This is a genomic window from Sphingobium sp. UBA5915 (assembly GCF_002431195.1).
Classification (GTDB): domain Bacteria; phylum Pseudomonadota; class Alphaproteobacteria; order Sphingomonadales; family Sphingomonadaceae; genus Sphingobium; species Sphingobium soli.
In genome coordinates this window covers 58,218-73,794 of record NZ_DJDV01000053.1, presented here as the reverse complement: position 1 = coordinate 73,794, position 15,577 = coordinate 58,218, and the positions used below count along the sequence as shown (strand labels likewise).

Sequence of the window (15,577 nt, the reverse complement as noted above, 5' to 3'; positions counted from 1 at the left end):
TGGACCGTGCGGTTTCAAGCGGCCTCTGTCTGCCGGGCGCGCGCTTCGACCTTGTGTTTCAGGTTGGCGCGCACGAACAGGCTGGCGGCATTGCCGCCCAGCACCGCGACGAAATCTTCCTGAGAACAGGCTGGATTTTCCGCGATCATCCGTGCGACCACATTGCGCGAATAGGGGAAAGTGCCCTCGGAATGAGGATAGTCGGTGGCGAACAATAGCGCACCGATACCTACCCCATCGCGTGTCCTCAGCGCGCCTACGTCGTTCTGAAGCGCGCAGTGGACCTGATCCCGCACGATCTGGCTGGGCAGCCGTGACAGCTTGGGCGTAATTGCCGGCGCATGGCCGTGATAGACCTCGTCCATCCGCTCTGCCAGGCCCATCAGCCAACCGGCGCTATGTTCGGCAAACAGAATATGGGCTCCCGGATTGCGATCCAGGACGCCGCCGCCGACGAGCTGGGTGATGATGTCGACTGCATCGTTCATCTGGCGGGTGTAGTTGAACATTGCGGCCCCCGGTCCCCGGAGCGCGCGAATATTGATGTCGCCCACGCCGGTATGAAATACGATCGGGATATGGCGCTCGGCGGCAAGCGCAAAGATCGGATCCCAGCGCGCGTCGTAATAATTGTTCAACCCTTCCCACAGGCAGAAGGCGGCATAGCCAAGTTCTGCGGTCCGCAAGCATTCCGTCAGAGCGTCGTCGAAGTCGAAACAGGGGATCATGGCGGCGGGAATCAATCGGTCGCGGACCGGGGCGGTATAGTCCCATGCCCAGTCATTATAGATGCGGCAGGCGACTTGCTGGCCTTCGCGGTCGTCGATGCGCGGCAGCATCAGGCCCAGGGACGGGAAGACAAGTTCGGCATCCACACCGTCGCGGTCCATGTCGGCCAGTCGCAAAGCGAGGTCGCGTGCGCCGCGCCGCCGCGTGTCGACGGCGCAGTCGCTCACGAAATGCTCACGCGCATCGACGCACGCTCGGTCGGGCGAAGGCGTATCGCCGCTGCTCTGCTGCTGGAACGCCTTGTCGTCGGCACCGGTCTTATGGGCATGGAAATTGGTGTTGATCTTGAGGATGACCTTTTCGCCGATGCGGGTGATGCGGACATCGCCATCGGCCTGGGAAGAAATAGCGAACTGCCGCAGATGATCGGGCATCCGGCTGGTGAACAGGTCGGCGGGCTCGGCGATATGCGCGTCGCAACTGAAGACGAAGGGCTGCATCGATTTTCCTCTCTCTGGACATCAGCCTCGCGCAGAGTTCCACGGTGGGCCAGAAAAAGCTGTATGATAGAGGTGCCTGTTTTGCTTTGATCGGGGTCAAATTCCGGGCTGGGTCCGGCTAGAGCGATTTCCAATCAGATGGAATCATCTGATGACTCAGAAATCGCCTGAAACCAATAATCTAGGTCGTAAACTCATTAAATGACTTGAGGATCGGCGTTTTGGGTGATTCAGAAGGCTCCAGACTTGGAGGGCTGGATGACACGGCGGCGATACGAACTGACAGAACGGGAATGGGCTATTATCGAGCCGTTGTTGCCCAACAAGCCGCGCGGCGTGGCGCGGGTGGATGATCGCCGTGTGCTCAACGGGATCCTGTGGCGCTTCCGGTCCGGCGCGACGTGGGCGGAAATCCCGGAGCGCTATGGGCCACCAACGACCTGCTACAATCGGTTCGTCCGCTGGCGCAAAGCCGGGGTCTGGGACCGGCTGCTGGCGGCGGTTTCTGCCGGATATAATGGCGAACTGGTGATGATTGATTCCACCTGCATGCGCGTCCACCAGAACGGTGCGACGGGTAAAAAGGGGGAGGCTGCGATCGTGGCATGGGACGTTCCCGGGGCGGCCTCACAAGCAAACTCCATGCCCTTGTCGATGCTGACGGACGCCCTGTCAGCCTGAGACTGACAGGCGGGCAGGTCCACGACGCCTGTGAGGCTGAAGCGCTGATCGAAGCCATTCCCGAAGGCGCAACCTTGCTGGGCGACAAAGGATATGACAGCAACGCTATCCGCGACGCCGCTGCGGCAAGGAACGTCTGGGCCAACATTCCCAATCGATCCAACCGCAAGCAGCGCTTCGCCTTCTCGCCATGGCTCTACAAACAGCGAAACCTCGTCGAGCGCTTCTTCAATCGTATCAAGCAGTTCCGCGGCATCGCCACACGCTACGACAAGGATCCTGCCAATTTCCTTGCGGCCATCAAACTTATCTGTGTCCGCCTCTGGTGCGCTGCATAATGAGTCTACGCGCTAGAGCGGTTCATCCGATGCAATCGGAACGCGAACCACTCTAGGCCCCAATGAAACGGGGCGGGCGCTGCTCACGGAAACTGGCGATGCCCTCGGCAAAATCCTGCGTGCCGAAACTTTCCTTGAGCAGGTCCCATCCGCGCTGCGAGGCCGAAACATAATCGCTGGTCGCGCTGTCCCATAATTGCTGCTTTATCAGGCGCGTCGATCGCGGCGACGCAGTCGCCGCCATCTCGCGCGCATAGGCCAGCACGCTATCCAGGAAATCCGCTTCGATCACGCGCGAGACAAGTCCGATCCGCGCCGCTTCCTCGGCTTCTACCCGCCGCCCCGACAGCAGGATGTCCGCCGCGATGCCCCGGCCGACGATCCGCGGCAGCAGCCAGTCCAGTCCGAATTCAGCCACGACAGCCCGCTGCGGGAAGGCTGCGGAGAACATCGCGGTGGGGCTGGCGAAGCGAATGTCGCAGGCCGCCGCGATCAGCACGCCCACCCCCACGCACGGTCCGTTGATCGCCGCGATGACCGGCTTGGGGCTGGCCAGCGGGAAGGTATAGCTCGTCATAAGCGCCGCTGGCGCATCGATTCCGTCAAAGGCGGCTGTGAGCGCGCCGGGCCGGGGAATGTCGAAATCGCCGCCTGCGGCCAGTCGGTCCAGCCGCTCCATATCGGCGCCGGCGGTAAAGGCGCGGCCCGCACCCGTCACCACGATCACCCGCGCATCGCTATGATAGGCATCGACCCAGGCCGCATCGAGCGCACGATGCATGGCGTCATCGAGCGCATTCAGCCGTTCGGGCCGGTTGAGGGTCAGCAGGCCGACGCCGTCCGTCACCGCGAATGTCACGAGAGCCTGCATGGTTTCTTTCATCCAATCAAACTTCGGCCGCCAACGCCTGCGCGCGTTCCCGCAGCACATTCTTCTGGACCTTGCCGGCGGCCGACAGGGGCAGGGCATCGATAAAATCGAAACTGCGGGGTAACTTGAACCCGGCGATCAGGCCGCGGCAATGGGCGGTGAGTGATTCGGGCGTGGGGCTGGTGCCCGGGCGCGGTACGATTACCGCATGGACACGCTCGCCCCATGTCTCATCAGGGGCAGCGATCACCGCGACGTTGGCAACATCGGGGTGGCTCGAAAGCGCGTTCTCGACCTCCGCCGAATAGACATTCTCGCCGCCGGTGATGATCATGTCCTTCAGCCGGTCGATCACGGTCACATAGCCATCGGCGTCCATCCGGCCCAGGTCACCGGTATGCATCCACCCCCCGCGCGTCGCCTCCGCCGTGGCTTCGGGCATGTTCCAATAGCCCAGCATGACGATCGGCCCACGCGCCACGATCTCGCCGACCTCACCGCGCGACACTTCCCGATCCTCGCCATCGACGATCCGCACCTCGCAGGTCGCGCTAGCCCGGCCGGCCGACCGCAACCGGCCTTTCGCGCGGGCTTCTGCGCCATGATCCTCATGCCCCAGCACCGTTGCGACCGGCGATAATTCGGTCATCCCATAGGCCTGACAGAATTGCGCGTTGGGGAAAGCCGCCATCGCCCGGTCCAGCAGCGCTTCGTCGATCGAGGACGCACCATAGCGGATGCGCTGCACGCCGCCGACGTCGAACTCCGCAAAGCGGGGATGCTGAACCATCATGCGCAGCATGGTGGGAACCAGGAAGAACTCGGTCACATCCCAGCGCGCGATCGCCTCGAGCATCGCCAGCGGATCGAACGCTGGCAGGAACAGGTTTGTGCTGCCCGAATGCAGCGCGATCAGCAGGCCGGACAGAGCGCCGATATGGAAAAGCGGGGCGCTGTGCAGATAACGCGCGCTGGCATGCCCCTCGCCACTGGCCATCGATCCCAGCGCCGACGCCACCAGATTATCGTGGCTCAGCATCACACCCTTGGGAAAGCCCGTGGTGCCGCCCGTGTAGAGGATCGCCGCCAGATCCTGGCCTCCGCGTAGCGCGTCGTCGACCGGATCGGCCGCCGCCAGCCAGGTCTCCAGGCTCATCCCTTCATCATCGCCCGGCCCGGTCGTCACCACGGTTGCGACACAGCCGGAATGGGCGCGAATGGCCGGCACCAACGGTTCGAATAGCGGGTCGACGATCAGGAATCGCGTCTGGCAATTGTCGAGCGAGTAGCCGATCTCCTGCGGCGTCCAGCGCAGGTTGACCGGATTGATGACGCCGCCGGCCCACCATGTGCCCAACAGATAGACCAGGAAGTCGGTGCCGTTGGGCGCCATCATCGCCACCCGGTCGCCCGGCTGCAATCCGCTCGCCCGCAGCGCCCCGGCAAAACGCGCGACGCGATCGCGCAGCGCCGTCCAGCTCAAAAGACCATTCCGGTCGCCCGCCGCAGGGGCGTCAGGCGCGCGTTGCACCATCCGGTGCAGGCTTTGGGTCAGGTACATCCGCGTCTCCGTCCCGCGCCTCTGTCCGGGCGCGATGATTGCCTCATCTTAGGCACGACCGCTCCGGAAGAGAAGCCCGTCGGCATCATCCTTCGCGCGCCAGGCGGCCCAACACGATATGGCAATAGCCTGCCAGTCCCGCCATGACGCCGGCGCACAGCAGATAGGGAAGCGGCTGGCCGATCTGGTACAGGCCGATACCGATCGACGGTCCCAGTACGAAGCACAGGCCATTCACCGCCGTCACATGGCCCGCGACCAGGCCCTGCTCCTGTTCTCTGACCGCCAGCGATGCGCCGGCGGTGAAGCCTGGCCGCAGGAAGCCGAAGCCCAGCGAGGCGATGGCGAAGGCGATGGCCAGCGCGTGCAGGTCATGCGCCACTGCGCAGCCCGCAGCACCGGCGGCCGCCATGACCGATCCCCATATCGCCATCGGCGGCGGCTGCATCCGCAGTCGGGGTATGATACCCCATTGTGCCAGCAGCGCCGCGCCCGCGCCTGCCATCAGAACCATGCCGATCAGCGGTTGCGCCTCGCGTGGCGAATCGGCCAGACGGTCGATCACCAGGAAGGCCATCGTCTGCCCGGCGATGGCCTGGGCATGTCCCGACACCAGCCCTGCGATGATCCACGGCCGGATGCGCGGGTCGAACATGGCGACGCGCGCCGTGCCGGTTGGATCGCCGGTCGCGATCACCGGCGCATCGCTGGGTTCGTAGCCGATCACGGGATCGCTCGCCGCAGCGCCCGGTCCGGTTCCCATGCCCTGCGGTAGCCGCAGTTGCACCACGACCAGCATCGCGATGCCGAGCAGCGCGAAGGCATAGAGCGGTCCGGCCAGACCGACGAAAGGCAGCACGAAAAAGGGCGCCAGCGCCGGGCCGATGATCGTGCCAAGGCCGAAAGCCGAAGCCAGCAGGCTCAGCGCAGCCGTCCGGTTCGCGCGCGATGTCCGGGCGACGACCATCGCCTGCGCGGCCGGAGGCGCGGCCGCGCCAAACCCGCCATAAAAGCCTCGTCCTATCACGAACAGGATGAAGGCCACGCCGGCGGTGATCCAGCCCCTGACACCTGCTGTCAGCGCCAGGGCGCAGATCGTCATCGACAGGGTGAAACCCGCCATGCCGACCAGGATCATTGGCTTGGCGCGACGGTCGTCAAGCCGCCTGGCCCAGAAGGGCGCGACGACGGCCCAGAGCAGGGCCGACAGCGAAAAGGCGATCGCGATCAGTGCGTCCGGCAGCCCGATCGTCCGACCGATCGCGGGGAGTACGGATTGCAGCCCGGTATTGCCGATCGCCACGCACAACATGACGCAGAACAGCAATATCTGGTCATGTTGCGCGTCTTTCCGGATGAATGCCACGCTGGGGTTCCTCTCTCCGACGCGCGAATCTGTGTCTCGCCCGTGCCGCCGCCTTACCGTCACACGGGAAGAGGTTGCAAGCGAACGAGGGTTTGAATGGACTGAAATGGTCCATCGGGTCCATTCCGCAGGCCAGCGCTGAGCGATACGGTTGCTTGCAAACGGGTCTCATCGAACCGTTCGAAAGCTGGCGCGAATTTCGTCGACGAAGATTTCGGGTTGCTCGAACGCTGCGAAATGGCCGCCGCGCGCCGACTCCCCCCAATGGACGAGATTGGGATATTTTCGTGCCGCCCAGCGGCGCGATGCGCGGAAAATCTCCTTGGGAAATATGGTGCAGGCCACAGGGATCGCCACCGGATTGGCGGCGAATTTGCGAAAGCTCTCCCCGTAAAGCCGCCCCGCCGACGCGGCAGTTCCCGGCAGCCAGTAGAGCATGATATTGTCGAGCATCTCGTCCAGCGTCAGCACCCGCGTCGGATCGCCGCCGCTGTCGGTCCAGGCCATGAACTTCTCGTAAATCCACGCCGCTTGCCCCGCGGGTGAATCGACCAGGCCATAGCCTAGCGTCTGCGGCCTCGTGCCCTGTTGTCTGGCATAGCCATTGCCGTCCCTGGCGTAGCGCTTCAGATCGGCCAGCGCCGTCTTTTCCGCGTCGGTCAGGTCGGCCATGTCTTCAGCCTCCGGCTGGGCGATGACCATGTTGAGATGGATCGCCGTCACCTCCGGCGCGCCGGAGGTTGCGATCGCATTGGTCACGGCAGACCCCCAGTCTCCGCCTTGAGCCACGAAGCGGTCATAGCCCAGGCGGCGCATCAGCGTGATCCAGGCGGCTGCGATCCGCTCGACCGGCCAGCCCGAGCCAGAGGGCCGATCGGAAAAGCCATAGCCGGGCAGGGAGGGGGCCACGACATGAAAGGCGTCAGCCGGATCGCCGCCATGACGCGCGGGGTCGGTGAGCGGCCCGATAACCTTGTTGAACTCGATCACCGATCCCGGCCACCCATGGGTCAGGATCAGCGGAAGCGCTCGGGGTTCGGGCGAGCGCCGGTGGAGGAAATGAATGCCCAGGCCGTCGATCGCGGTGCGATACTGGCCAAAACCGTTCAGCATCGCCTCGCAGCGCCGCCAGTCATAGTGATCGCGCCAATGGGCGCACATGTCCTGCATAGTGAGCAGCGGAACCCCCTGGCTGGCATCGGTCACGGTCTCCTGCTCGGGCCAGCGGGTGCGGTTCAGCCGCTCATGCAGATCGTCCAGATGCGGCTGCGGAACGGACAGGTCGAGCGGGACGATTTCTTCGCCGCCGGGCATTGGCAGGGTGAAGGGCGCGATCGCGGTCATTCTTTGCTTCCCTTGGCTGGTCTGGCTTCCCCGGCCGGTGGCTGGGCGCCTCGGGTAACGAGGCGCATGATCTCATGCCGGATCAGCTCGAAAGGCATGTCGGGATCCAGCTTGCCCGCCATCTGCAACACGACCAACCCGTGGATGCCCGCCCAGTAGACATGGCCCAGGACGGACGGATCGCCCTGCAAAAGGCCCGCAGCGATCATATCCTCGATATAGGCAGTCAGCGTCCGGCGTGAACGGCACTCGGCGGCGCGCAATTCTTCGGTTTTCTCGGCCTCGGGCTGGGAAAAGGCAAACATCAGCTGATAGGCATGGGGTTCGTCGAACGCGAAATCGACATAGGCCTGCCCGACCGCACGGGACCGGTCCCAAAGATCCGTCGTGCTGGCATAGGCAGCCTCGACCCGGTCCGAAAAGCGGTCATGCGCGGCCGCCCGCGTCAGCGCCAGCAGTTCGCTCTTGTTGCGGAAATAGCGGTAGAGCGACGCGGCGGTCCAGCCCAGTTCCGCCGCGATCGATCGCAGCGACGTCGCCGCCAGCCCGCGCGTCGCGAACTGTTCCTCCGCCACCGCCCGGATGCGGGCGCGGCATTCCATGACCTGATCGTCGGTAAGAAGTAGTGCCATCCCGCTTGTCATACTGAACAGCGTTCGTTATGCAACGATAAACAGTGTTTAGTATCCAGGAGAGGAAAAGGCATGAGCGCATTCAAGGATGGCCTGTTCGCGGGCAGGAGCGTGTTCGTCGCGGGAGGCACCAGCGGTATCAATCTGGGTATCGCGCAGCGATTCGCCGCACTGGGTGCCAAAGTCGGCGTCGTCGGCCGCAATCCCGAAAAGGCCGCAAATGCCGCCGCCAGCATCGGTAACGGCGCGATCGGCCTGTCGGCCGACGTGCGGGACTATGCGGCGATCCGCGCCGCGATGGAGCAGGTCGCAGCAGCCCATGGCGCGTTCGACGTGGTTGTGTCCGGCGCTGCCGGCAATTTTCTGGCGCCCGCGCTCGGCATGTCGGCCAATGCGTTCAGGACGGTCGTCGATATCGACCTCAACGGCACGTTCAACGTGTTTCGTGGCTCTCACGACCTGCTCAACAAGCCGGGGGCGTCGCTGATCGCGATCACGGCGGGCCAAGCTGTCAATGCCGCGCCGCTTCAGGCCCACGCCTGCGCGGCCAAGGCGGGCATCAACCAGCTCGTCCGCGTGCTGGCGATGGAGTGGGGGCCGGACGTGCGCGTCAACGGCATTTCGCCCGGCCCGATCGAAAATACCGAAGGCATGGCCCGCCTCGCGCCGGACGCCGCCAGCCGGGCCGCCTATTATGAGCGCATTCCGATGCGCCGTTGGGGTGAGATCGACGAAATCGCCGAGGCGGCCATATTCCTCAGCAGCCCGTCTGCCGGCTACATCACAGGCACCATCCTGGACTGCGACGGTGGATCGCAACTGGGCGACGCCAGCCGTCAGAGCCTCGAGCGCGGCATGGCGTGACGCCGGCGCAGGAAGGAGCGTAAAATGCAGATCACGCGACGCGCGGATAGCCTTTATTCCGACATCTGGATGCCGGACGAGACGGTGCGAATCCGCAAGGAAGCACGCGCCTTTGCTGACGACGTGCTCCGGCCCATGGCCTATGCGCTCAATACGACGGCGGAGCGGCGCGACGGCTTTCCTCGCGCCGCGTTCGAGGCAATTGGCGCGGCAGGCCTCTACACCATTCCCTTTTCCGCCGATGTCGGCGGGCGCGGGCTGGAGTTTCCGACTCTCGCGACGATGACCGTGGCGGAGGAACTGGGCTATTATGCGCCTGGCACCGCTTCTGCCCTGTATGACGGGCAGGCGATCTTGTGCGGCAAGACGCTGGAGCGAGCGCCCGAGTCGTTGCGCAGCCGCTATCTGCCGCGCCTCGCCCGCGGCGAACTGGTCGGCGCCTTCGCCACTTCCGAACCCGACGCATCGACCGATCTGTCTCCAGCGATGATGCGGACCATCGCGACCAAGGTGGAAGGGGGCTGGCGCATCGACGGACGCAAGCGCTGGATCACCAATTCGGTCGCGGCCGACTTCATCCTCGTGCTGTGCCGGTCGGACGACAATGCCCAGACTTTTTTGCTGGTCGACATGCACCAGCCCGGCATCACCGTGGGCGACCCGGATCTCAAGATGGGCAACCATGCGCAACTGACGGCCGATGTCGTTTTCGACGACGCCTTCACGCCGGACGAAAATGTCATCGGCGCGCCCGGCGCAGGGCTGAAGGGCGCGCTGTCCGCGCTGACACTCGGCCGCATGGGCATTGGCGCGATCGGGGTCGGCATGGCGCAGGCGGCCTTCGATCAGGCCTGCGCCTATATGGAAAAGCGCAAGGTGTTCGGACAGGAATTGGCGCGCTTCCAGCATTGGCAGTTCGCCTTCGCCAACCATGCCATCGGCATCGAAAATGCGCGTTCGCTCTACCAAAAGGCGGCATACCGCTTCGATCGGGAGGGCATGGCCGATATCGAGGCCGCGATGGCGAAGATCGCAGGTTCGGGCCTGGCCGTCGATGTCGCCCGCGATGCTATCCAGGCCTGCGGCGCCTATGGCTTTGCCCGCCACGTTCAGGGCGAAGGGCATGGCTTGCCGCTGGAGGCGATCTATCGCGATGCCAAGATCGGCGAAATCTACGAAGGCGCCAACGAAATCCAGCGCTGGATCATCGCCCGTCGCATCTTCGGGCGCGGGATCACGGGATAGCGAAGGCAACGTCTGGACATATATTACCTAGTGCACTAGATAGCTTCGGGTCACGCTGCGGTTCCGGTGGCGGGCAGCGTGCGACAGGCGGCGTCCTGCTGGAGGGCGGCCATACCGGGGGCTTTCATGACCGACGTGCGACGTATCACCGATGTTCTGCGTATCCGCGCAGCCACGATGGCGGATTCTGTCGCCCATGACGATACGCGGCGTGTGCTGACGTTCGCGCAATGGGACCGCGAAGCCGACGAAATCGGCGGTGGTCTGGCGGCGGCAGGGCTGGCGCCGGGCGATCGTGTCTTCCTGCCGATCAGCAACGCCCATGCGGTGGAGATGGCGATCGCCGTGCTCGCGGTCCTGCGGGCCGGGGGCATTGCCGTGCCGGTGAACACCCGCCTCTCGCCGCTTGAAGTGAGCGACTATGCGGCGTTGATCGAACCGCGCTTTGCCATCACCAACCAGCCGGACCTGCTCGCGGGCCTTGCGCTCGACGCGGTCTGGACCGCGGACGCAATGCCGCGCGACATTGCGGCTCTGCCCGATCAGGCGGCGCTCGATCCGCAGGCCGATGCAGAGATTCTGGGTACATCGGGTACGACCGGGCGGATCAAGGGTGTCGTCGTGACCCACCCCGACCTTCTCGGCCGGTCGCGCACCGGCAAGGAGAAGGACCGTTCGACCTCCACCCTCCACGCGCTGCCCTTCACCGGATCGGGCGGCAATCTCGGCGTGCTCATGCTGCCTCTTTACGGCGGCGCGACCACCTTCACCCAGCCGCGCTTCGACCCAGGCGCGTTCCTGAAACTCGTCGAAACCAAACGGCCGATGACCGTCTATCTCGTGCCCACGATGCTGCGCCTGATCCTCGATCATCCCGATGCCGCGAGCACCGATTTTTCGAGTGTGCGCTATCTGATGACCGGGACCGCGCCATTGCCGAACGATTCGGTAGTCCGCGCCATGGCGCTCTGGCCGGGAGCCAGCATCCGCAACAGCTACGGCATGTCGGAAGGCGGTGTGGGGGTGTCGACGCGTGGCAAGGAAGTACTCAAGCCGGGTTGCGTCGGCAAGCTGCCGGCAAACATGCAGGTACGCGACGAGGCGGGCAATGTCGCGGCGCCCATGGTCGTCGGCGAAATCTACGGCCTCCAGTCCAATCCCCGGCGCTATTGGCGTGACGAGGAAGCGACTGCGAACGGTTTTGCGGGCGGCTGGACCCGCACGGGCGATCTGGGTTTTGTCGACGAGGATGGCGACCTCATCATCAGTGGGCGGTCGAAGGAACTCATCATTCGCGGTGGCTATAACATCACGCCGATCGAGATCGAAAATGTCCTGCACGCGCATCCGGCAGTCAAGGATGCGGCCGTGCTCGGCGTCCCGCACGATGTCCTGGGCGAGGATATTGCCGCGGCCGTGGCCTTGCGCCCCGGTGCACATGTGAGCGTCGAACAGCTTGTCGGCTGGTGTGGCGATCGGCTGGCGAACAACAAGCTGCCGCGCACGATCCTCATCCTGGACGAATTGCCGCTGAACGCGACGGGCAAGATCGTCAAGCGTGACCTCCTGCCGAAGCTGGCGGCGGCCGCGCAGGCGCGGCGCGATGCGTCCGCACGATAAGGCGCAGCTGGTATATCCCGCTCATCCTGGCTAAGGATCATTCGAGATAGAGGAACCTCAATTGACCCCGACCCTGACCCCGCAAAGCGAACTCGATACCATTCGGGCGATGGCCCGCGCCGATCATGCGCAGCGCCTGACGAGCGCCTATAATCCCTATCCGCAGGGGACCGACAAGGCGGCGGCCTGGGACGCGGGATGGCGCGAGGAGAATGACGCTTCCCACCGACTGGACGAAGAGATCGTCAAGCTGCCCCGTTTCCGTGTCCGGGTCGAGATTGTCGCGGGCGAAGGGCAGGCCGCCCGGCCGCTCGACCTGCTTGATCGCGAGGATTTCTCGGCTTTCACCGTCTCGCAATTGCGGCGCGACGGCGACAAGGCGGTGATCTGGGAAAGCCCGGAGGCCCGCGCCCGCTTCCCCGAAGAACAGGCCGTCGGCATCCGCGTCACCCATGAAGGCGACGAGGGCATGTTCGACTGACGCGCGCTTGATGGGCGGAGGATCATCCTCCGCCCATCACTCTTAGTCCCTTGGCATCCATTCCGGCCGGCTCGATCCCCGCGCGACCAGCACTGTCTGGAATGCGCGTGGCGTAGCTGACATGCGGACCTGCTCGTCCATGCCCTGATAGCGGCCGAGCGGTGTATCGACCGTGAATAGGGTAGGGTTGACGGTGGCATGGGGACCATCCGTTCCGGCGATGGCCTTGGCATAGGCCTTGTCGAACGAACCAAGCGATAGCAGCCACATAGCAACCCGCGTCAGCGAGACATGGACGCGATAACTGCCCCCCTCGCTCGCCCGCCGCCGCAGCGCCGCCATCGCCCCGGTCGCGGCCAGCCATCCGGTCAGGAAATCGTTGACGATGATTGTCGGGGGCAGGCTTACGCGGTCGGGCGATCCCTCCAGGCACAACATGCCGGTGACGGCACCCGCAATCTGGTCGAACCCCGGCCGCTGCGCCCACGGTCCCCCCTCGCCATGGGTGCTCATCGTCACATGGACGATGCCGGGCCGCACCTGTGCCAGCGTCGCGGCGTCCAGCCCGAACTCGGACAGCAGTCCCGGCCGCCGATTGGCGAAGAAAATATCTCCTTCGCCGACCAGTTCGCGCAGCCTTGCCCGTCCGGCGTCGGATCGCGGATCGACCTTCGCCGATCGCATCCCGACATTGGCGGTCAGATACAGCGTTTCCTGCTCGAATTCGGCGGGTCGCCAGATGTTGAGGACATCGGCGCCCAGTGACGCGAGCGACCGGCCCGCGCCTGCGCCGGCTATCACATGCCCCATCCCCAGCGCACGGATGCCCGATAGCGGCATCGCCCCGGCCGGCGGCAGCGGTTCGGGCGGGCCGTCGGCGATCTTTTCGATCTCTATCAAGGGCCGTGCCGCCAGATAGTCGAACACCGGTTCGGCGATGAACTCCTCGACCGTGCGGGCCTTGGCCATAACCAGCCCTGCCGCCTCGAACATCATCTCCAGTTCATCGGCGCTATGGCGTGCAATCGCCTGCGCTACCGCCTCGGGCTTGTCCCAGCATTGCAGCAGCGCCATCATCCCTGACTTGAGCTTGGGATAGAGATTGGCGGCCAGCACCTCGCGATCGTCGGCGGTGCGGTAGAAGCGCAGCATGGTCATGATATTTGGGTCTTCCAGTACGGCCATATGGCCGTTCAGCAATTCCCATCGCCGCTCGAATCCGGGTGCCAGCTTGCGCAGCGCTTGCGAAAGCTGGATGGCAATATCCTGCCCCGGCCTGCCCCGGTCGCGATGCAGCGCGGCTGCCACGACCGACTGCTGCACCAGTCCCAGCGCTGCGCCGCCACCCAGACGGATCGTGCTGGGCACCAACGGGTCCAGGCCATGGAAATCGATCGCGCCGCCGCCGTCCGCCGGCGTCATGCCCAGTTCGGCCAGCATCGCGGCCAACTCTCCCTGGATATCGAACCTGTCGTCGCTGGCGGGCTGGGACGCCGCAGCCCGCATACGGGCGGCCAGCGCCTGCGCATCATGCTGGACCATCGTCATGCCACCGCCTCCATCGTTGCTGCATCGTCCAGCAGGACCACAGGCGCTTCCACGAAGCGGGCGCGCAGGAACTCGCCCGCCGCCTTGCCGATCTGGTCGAGTGCGATATTGCCGGTGCCGCTCGTCCCGAAATAGCCTTTCAGCACGAACAACAGGCCGTTGATATTGGGCAGGTCATGCCGTTCCACCTGTACCGATGGATTGAGGCCCATCAACTGCGCCAGTCGGTCGGCATCCAGCGTGTCGCGCAGCCATGGCCATATCTCCGGTCGCTTCGCCCAGACGCCGATATTGGCGTTGGCGCCCTTGTCGCCTGATCGCGCATGAACCAGCGATCCCAGCATGACTGTGCGAGTCTCGCCCGCCGCGGCAGCAGGCGCCGGGCCAGCCGGGGCAGGGGCGGCGAAGGGTGCTACGGGGGGCATCGTCACCGCCATGCTCGGCCCGTTGATAAAGGTCACGCGATGCTCGAGGTCCGCCTGCCGCACCAGCCCCGGCCAATAATGGACGCGTGGCTGTGGTGGACCTGCACCATCGCCCTGGAATCCGGGGATGCCGCCCAATCCGAAGGAGGCATAGCCGGCCAGCAGCTTGGACAGGCTCGACCGGCTCTGCGCCGCAGCGGCGATGCGGATCGCCACCGTCCCCTCGGCCTCGCTCGCCGGGTCGGCGATGGGCTGGCCCAGCGGCTCGAAATGAAATTCGTCGAGCGCCAGGTCCGCGGATAGCGCCTCCAACTGCCCACGCAGCCAATCCGCCTTCTCGCGCCAGTCAGGCCCCGTTGCGAATCCCCAGATCATCGCCCGCCACCCGTGCTGATAGAAGCAACCGACCTTGGTCGTCTCGGGAGCCGGGCTGCCGCGTACACCGCTCAGCAGCACCCGATCGGGGCCTTGCTGGCTGAGCGCGATCGAATCGACATGCAATATGACGTCGGGATTGAGGTAACGCGCGCCCTGGATCTCGTACATCAGTTGCGCCGTGACGGTATCGACCGTAACCGCGCCCGCGTCGCCTGTGCGCTTGGTGATGACAGAACTGCCATCCGCCGCGATTTCTGCGATTGGAAAGCCCAGCCGGGCCGGGTTGCCCAGTTGTGCGAACCCCGAAAAATTGCCGCCTACCGCCTGTGGCCCGCATTCGATGACATGGCCTGCTGCGACGCTGCCGGCCAGGGCATCCCAATCATCCTTCGCCCAGCCATGCCACCAGGCGGCCGGTCCCAGCACCAGCGATGCGTCCGATACCCGACCACAGATCACGATATCCGCGCCCTGTTCCAGCGCGGCGACGATGCCCCATCCGCCCAGATAGGCATTGGCCGCCAGCAGTCTGTCCGCGATTGACCCGATCGCCTTCCCATCGTCCAGATTGGCGAGCTGCCCTTCCGCCGCCAGCGCAGGCACGCGGGCCAGCAGATCGTCGCCCTCGACATAGGCGACGCGCAGGGCCAGCCCCTGCGCCGCGGCCTCCTGCGCAATTCGGCCTGCCAGTCCGGCGGGATTGAACGCACCCGCATTGGTTACGACCTTCACCGCGCGCGCAGCGATCCGTCCCAGTTCGGGCGTTATCTGGCGCAGGAAGACATCGGCATGATAGCCCGCCAGCGCTTCGGGCTTGCCGGCGGCGCAAAACCCTTCCGCGACACGTCCCATCGTCATTTCGGCAAGATAGTCGCCGATCGCGACATCGATCGTCTCGTCGGCGATCGCATCGGCGAAGGCGCCGACATAATCGCCGAGCGCGCCAGAAAAATTGGCGACACGGATTGGGGCTTTGGTCATATCGACTCTCCGG

13 protein-coding genes are annotated in these 15,577 nt (G+C 64.9%); 5 read left to right on the top strand and 8 right to left on the bottom strand.

Annotated features, from left to right (window positions below):
- Window positions 1-14 precede the first annotated feature (14 nt).
- Window positions 15-1,229 carry an amidohydrolase family protein gene (locus B2V90_RS07820; protein ID WP_228221234.1) on the bottom strand — a complete coding sequence of 405 codons (1,215 nt, stop codon included), beginning with the start codon at window positions 1,227-1,229 and terminating at the stop codon, window positions 15-17.
- Window positions 1,230-1,487: 258 nt separating this feature from the next.
- On the opposite strand from B2V90_RS07820, the gene B2V90_RS07815 reads away from it, so the two are divergent.
- Window positions 1,488-2,248, top strand: a protein-coding gene (locus tag B2V90_RS07815) for an IS5 family transposase (RefSeq protein ID WP_228221300.1) whose coding sequence is annotated in 2 segments (ribosomal slippage) — window positions 1,488-1,824 and window positions 1,824-2,248 — 762 coding nt in all. Because the reading frame shifts where the segments join, the coding sequence is not laid out codon by codon here.
- 52 nt (window positions 2,249-2,300) lie between these two features.
- Here the strand turns inward: B2V90_RS07815 and B2V90_RS07810 are convergent.
- The 5 genes from B2V90_RS07810 to B2V90_RS07790 all read right to left on the bottom strand — a co-directional run bounded on the left by B2V90_RS07810 (window position 2,301) and on the right by B2V90_RS07790 (window position 8,022).
- Window positions 2,301-3,119: an enoyl-CoA hydratase-related protein gene (locus tag B2V90_RS07810; RefSeq protein ID WP_228221235.1), complete on the bottom strand. Its 819-nt coding sequence runs from the start codon at window positions 3,117-3,119 to the stop codon at window positions 2,301-2,303.
- Window positions 3,120-3,135: 16 nt separating this feature from the next.
- Window positions 3,136-4,680 carry an acyl-CoA synthetase gene (locus tag B2V90_RS07805; RefSeq protein WP_228221236.1) on the bottom strand — a complete coding sequence of 515 codons (1,545 nt, stop codon included), beginning with the start codon at window positions 4,678-4,680 and terminating at the stop codon, window positions 3,136-3,138.
- Between the two features lie 85 nt (window positions 4,681-4,765).
- Window positions 4,766-6,046: an MFS transporter gene (locus B2V90_RS07800; protein WP_228221237.1), complete on the bottom strand. Its 1,281-nt coding sequence runs from the start codon at window positions 6,044-6,046 to the stop codon at window positions 4,766-4,768.
- A gap of 168 nt (window positions 6,047-6,214) precedes the next feature.
- Entirely contained in the window at window positions 6,215-7,390 is a 1,176-nt protein-coding gene (locus tag B2V90_RS07795; protein ID WP_228221238.1) for an epoxide hydrolase family protein, read from the bottom strand.
- A complete protein-coding gene (locus tag B2V90_RS07790) occupies window positions 7,387-8,022 on the bottom strand; it encodes a TetR/AcrR family transcriptional regulator (RefSeq protein WP_066856825.1) in 636 nt (211 codons plus the stop codon). The genes B2V90_RS07795 and B2V90_RS07790 overlap by 4 nt, the downstream gene beginning before the upstream one ends.
- 72 nt (window positions 8,023-8,094) lie before the next feature.
- On the opposite strand from B2V90_RS07790, the gene B2V90_RS07785 reads away from it, so the two are divergent.
- From B2V90_RS07785 to B2V90_RS07770, 4 genes are all read left to right on the top strand, one after another.
- Window positions 8,095-8,886, top strand: a complete 792-nt coding sequence (locus B2V90_RS07785; protein WP_066856822.1) for an SDR family oxidoreductase — start codon at window positions 8,095-8,097, stop codon at window positions 8,884-8,886.
- Window positions 8,887-8,910: 24 nt separating this feature from the next.
- Complete coding sequence (locus B2V90_RS07780; protein WP_228221239.1) at window positions 8,911-10,131, top strand: acyl-CoA dehydrogenase family protein; 1,221 nt, start codon at window positions 8,911-8,913, stop codon at window positions 10,129-10,131.
- Between the two features lie 126 nt (window positions 10,132-10,257).
- Entirely contained in the window at window positions 10,258-11,751 is a 1,494-nt protein-coding gene (locus B2V90_RS07775) for a class I adenylate-forming enzyme family protein (protein WP_228221240.1), read from the top strand.
- Between the two features lie 61 nt (window positions 11,752-11,812).
- Window positions 11,813-12,232 carry a hypothetical protein gene (locus B2V90_RS07770; RefSeq protein ID WP_228221241.1) on the top strand — a complete coding sequence of 140 codons (420 nt, stop codon included), beginning with the start codon at window positions 11,813-11,815 and terminating at the stop codon, window positions 12,230-12,232.
- Window positions 12,233-12,274: 42 nt separating this feature from the next.
- Here the strand turns inward: B2V90_RS07770 and B2V90_RS07765 are convergent, their stop codons facing one another.
- Complete coding sequence (locus tag B2V90_RS07765) at window positions 12,275-13,780, bottom strand: CoA transferase (protein ID WP_293920789.1); 1,506 nt, start codon at window positions 13,778-13,780, stop codon at window positions 12,275-12,277.
- Window positions 13,777-15,564, bottom strand: a complete 1,788-nt coding sequence (locus B2V90_RS07760; protein WP_228221243.1) for an acyclic terpene utilization AtuA family protein — start codon at window positions 15,562-15,564, stop codon at window positions 13,777-13,779. Before B2V90_RS07760 ends, B2V90_RS07765 begins: the two co-directional genes overlap by 4 nt.
- Window positions 15,565-15,577: the final 13 nt, after the last annotated feature.

What these genes read in the sequence shown, in the direction of transcription:
- B2V90_RS07810 (WP_228221235.1), bottom strand. Translation starts at nt 3,119, where the DNA reads ATGCAGGCTCTCGTGACATTCGCGGTGACGGACGGCGTCGGCCTGCTG.
- B2V90_RS07805 (WP_228221236.1), bottom strand. Translation starts at nt 4,680, where the DNA reads ATGTACCTGACCCAAAGCCTGCACCGGATGGTGCAACGCGCGCCTGAC.
- B2V90_RS07765 (WP_293920789.1), bottom strand. Translation starts at nt 13,780, where the DNA reads ATGACGATGGTCCAGCATGATGCGCAGGCGCTGGCCGCCCGTATGCGG.
- B2V90_RS07790 (WP_066856825.1), bottom strand. Translation starts at nt 8,022, where the DNA reads ATGGCACTACTTCTTACCGACGATCAGGTCATGGAATGCCGCGCCCGC.
- B2V90_RS07775 (WP_228221240.1), top strand. Translation starts at nt 10,258, where the DNA reads ATGACCGACGTGCGACGTATCACCGATGTTCTGCGTATCCGCGCAGCC.
- B2V90_RS07760 (WP_228221243.1), bottom strand. Translation starts at nt 15,564, where the DNA reads ATGACCAAAGCCCCAATCCGTGTCGCCAATTTTTCTGGCGCGCTCGGC.
- B2V90_RS07795 (WP_228221238.1), bottom strand. Translation starts at nt 7,390, where the DNA reads ATGACCGCGATCGCGCCCTTCACCCTGCCAATGCCCGGCGGCGAAGAA.
- B2V90_RS07780 (WP_228221239.1), top strand. Translation starts at nt 8,911, where the DNA reads ATGCAGATCACGCGACGCGCGGATAGCCTTTATTCCGACATCTGGATG.
- B2V90_RS07820 (WP_228221234.1), bottom strand. Translation starts at nt 1,229, where the DNA reads ATGCAGCCCTTCGTCTTCAGTTGCGACGCGCATATCGCCGAGCCCGCC.
- B2V90_RS07785 (WP_066856822.1), top strand. Translation starts at nt 8,095, where the DNA reads ATGAGCGCATTCAAGGATGGCCTGTTCGCGGGCAGGAGCGTGTTCGTC.